The 3,163-nt window shown below is 68.7% G+C and carries 3 protein-coding genes; 1 reads left to right on the top strand and 2 read right to left on the bottom strand.

Annotated elements, in window-relative coordinates:
• Positions 1–223: 223 nt before the first annotated feature.
• Entirely contained in the window at positions 224–955 is a 732-nt protein-coding gene (locus tag AB0O34_RS36485) for a hotdog fold domain-containing protein (protein WP_363923529.1), read from the bottom strand.
• A gap of 746 nt (positions 956–1,701) precedes the next feature.
• Between AB0O34_RS36485 and AB0O34_RS36480 the strand changes: the two genes are divergently transcribed.
• Positions 1,702–2,076, top strand: coding sequence for a hypothetical protein (locus tag AB0O34_RS36480; RefSeq protein WP_363923527.1), 375 nt, complete (start codon positions 1,702–1,704; stop codon positions 2,074–2,076).
• 134 nt (positions 2,077–2,210) lie between these two features.
• On the opposite strand, the gene AB0O34_RS36475 is transcribed toward AB0O34_RS36480, so the two are convergent.
• Positions 2,211–2,759, bottom strand: a complete 549-nt coding sequence (locus AB0O34_RS36475) for a YciI family protein (protein ID WP_363923525.1) — start codon at positions 2,757–2,759, stop codon at positions 2,211–2,213.
• Between the last annotated feature and the right edge of the window lie 404 nt (positions 2,760–3,163).

Here is a 3,163-nt window from a genome sequence, read left to right as displayed (position 1 = left end):
ACCTCCCACAGCACTCCCGCCCACCCGCCCGGAAGGCCACTACGCAGCCACATCCGGGCCCTGTGGGCTTCGGTAGAGGCCTGTACAGCCCTCCATAGCAGGGTCCGCGGCCGCACGGCCGGACAGGTCCCGTGGCCTCCGACACAGGCCTGCGGCTCCGCCGATCCTGCTCAGATGAGCGTAGCCGGAGGGCCGGAGGTAGCCGGAGGGCCGGAGGTTTGTTTCAGGCGGGCACTATCCAGGTGGCCTTGGCGGCGGCGACCAGCGTGCCGTCGGTCTCGTACACGGCGCTCTCGCCGAAGAGCTTGCGCCCTTCGCGTCCCGTGGCGCGGGCCACCACCGAGTACGTGCCGTTCGGGTACACGCGCCGGAAGACCTGAGCCGTTATGCGTCCCAGCAGGCCCGGGCCGCCGGAGCCCGCGTGAGCCCAGCCCGTGGGGCAGTCGAGCGCCGCCCAGACCAGAGCGTCGGGGACCACGCCGTCCTCGTCGGTGACGGTCACCGGCACCCGCCAGCCGGCCGCGATCACATCGGTGCCCTCGACGGGGCCAGGGAAGATCCGCAGGCCGTCGCCCGGGTTCCGCAGGCCGCAGACGAAGCAGCCGGGCACGGGGTGAGGGCCGGTCAGACCGGCGAAGCCGGCCTCGGCCCGGGCGGCCTCGTTGAAGGGGACGAACGGCGGCGGCGTCACGTCCTCGGCGACGGGGATCGCCTCGGCCAGCAACTGGCCACCGTGCGAGAGGGAGGCGGAGTTGGCGACATGGCCGACGGCGAGCTCGGTGTCCAGGGGAATCGGCCTGTGCAGGGTCACCTCCAGCGCGTGCGCGCCGTCCAGCGTGCCCGCGAGGGTCTCGGCGAGCGTCCCCGCGACCCAGCCACCGTTGGCTGTGCCCTCGGGCCCACGGAAACGAGCCGGAACGGTGAGCACGGTACGCAGACCAGCTGAAGTCGTCATGCTGAAGCACCCCCCATGCTGCTCCACATCACGGAGCGACAAACCGTAAATATTGTGAGATACCGTCACATTTTATCCATACGCCCCTACCCTCATGGCATCAGGCTCCGATGACATATCCATTAGCCAGGGGTAACGGCAGCGTGACGCACGCGACAGTGACCGGCGAAGACCACGCGCCGGGCACGCCTCCGCCCCACCGAGAGACCCGGCGCACCGGAACCTCCACCAGGGCGACGAACCTCTCAACCGCCAACCCCCGCCGCCCATTCCCGGGACGGGCACCCGTATTCCGGGCCGGCGATGGCAGTGCGGCCCACCCGTACGGGCGGCCGTGACAACGGAGTGCAAGCCTCCCGGCACCCACGGGACGGAACAAATCCCCTTCCCGCCGGGCGGTGGTACCCGATCAGGTCCGCGCCGCCCACGGCCTAACCGCCGGTCAACCGCCGGTCGAGCGCCTGCCGCCCGGACCGCCGCGGCTGGTTCGCTGGAGGGGCCTCGCCGGTCCTGCCACTGGAGGAGAGACGCGGTTCTGTTCAGGAAGCGGCGGCGCTCGCCGCGGGGGCAGCGCTGACGTTCGCCGGCGCGGTCGTCGGGTGACGACCGGCGGTTGTCGATCGCGCCGGGATTGTTCTTGGACCGTCGTCTGGCCGCAGGTGTCCAGTGGCGCATGACCAGCACAGCACTTGTACTCGTTACGCCGAGCCATCAAGCGTGGGGCTCACACTGGAAGGAAAAGAGACATGCACAGAATTGGCTCGAAACTCGGAACGATGGCCGTGGCCGCCGTCCTGATCTCCGGGGCGCTTCTCACGGGTGCCACCGCGTCCCAGGCGGATGCCCTCGGCTGCAACGGAAACGTCTGCATGTACCTATCCACGCCCCAAAACGGCACGGTTTACGTCCAGGCGTACCCCCAGAGCGGCTCCTTCTACGGAAACTTCGATCTAACGGGCCCCAACGGGTTGTACCGGCACGGCCCCACGCAGTGGTGGTACAACGGCGCGTTCCAGCCGAAGCAGCAGTGGACTGCCATCCCCGCCGTCGTCGGCAAGTACTGCGTCTCGGGCTGGGATAACGGTAAGCGCATCGGGCTACCGTGCGAGAGCATCAAGTAGGCGCCTTGGCGATCTCAGTGGGCCATCTGGCCCGCTTCGGCGAATGAGGGGCCCTGCCGCACCCGCCCGGGCGGGTGCGGCAGGGTACCGGTTCGCGCGAGCTTTGGCCCCACCTCGGCGACGGTCAAGGCTCTTCACCGCCGCCCTCCGAAGGCCCAGTCGTGGACCTCGATGTCGGCGTACAGGTCCGGAGTCAGCACTGCGCGTGCCGTTTCCGGGTCCGGCGCCCGGACCAGTACCGCTGTACCCAGCCAGGTGGTGCCGTCGTCGGACAGCAGCGGCCCATACGCGATCAGCTCGTCCCGGTTGGGCGGTGGGGCAAGGTCGGCAGCCTGCCCCGAGCCGAGGCCCAGCACGAGATATCGGTTGCCACCGTCCCGGCCACCGGGGAAATCCCACATGGTGCGCCCCAGCACGTTGCGCCACCGGCGCAACAGCACGTCCCGGTACACACCGGCCTGGTAGTTGGGCTCGTCGAAGACGAACGCACGCGCAGTGGGGAGATCCGGCAGGTCGACGATGTGTACGCTGCCGGAAGCCGTGTCGCTGTCGCGTTCGAAGGTCGGGCCGCGGGCGATCATCTCTTTCGCGTACCGGTCCATGTAGGACCAGTGCTCTTCCAGGAGCTCGTCGCGCAGCGCCGCGGAGCCAGGCCGATCGCGGTGGTAACAGAAGAACTCCATGCCGAGAGTAGTTACCATCTGCCGCGGCCAACCGCTCCATTTTGGTCATCCGAGCCATCGGCGCGGTGCGGCAGTGGTCCCGGAGTCAGTGAGACGACGTGGGCCCAACGGCTCACCGCCGTCGGGCCCACGCCTCCATGCTGAGAAATCTGCCGCTGACCTGCGCTTACAGCACTGGGAGATAACGGTCCAGCTCGGACTCGGTGACCTGGCGGCGGTATTCGTGCCCTTCGGCGCGCTTGTTGCGCAGGAAGTGATGATCTGCGAGACGACCTGCGAATACCTCGCCATAGCTGCAGAGTTCCGGACTCGCTTTGCGTCGCTACGGCACCCTGAAGCGCCGCGCTCCTGGACCCCCTTCTAGGCCTCATGTAGAGGGTAGAGCGCCCGCCACCGCCGGTGGC

The sequence above is a fragment of the Sphaerisporangium sp. NPDC088356 genome (genome assembly GCF_040685555.1).
Classification (GTDB): Bacteria; Actinomycetota; Actinomycetes; order Streptosporangiales; family Streptosporangiaceae; genus Sphaerisporangium.
The sequence above is the reverse complement of the archived record's forward strand: the minus strand, read 5'-3'. Positions and strand labels throughout refer to the sequence as shown.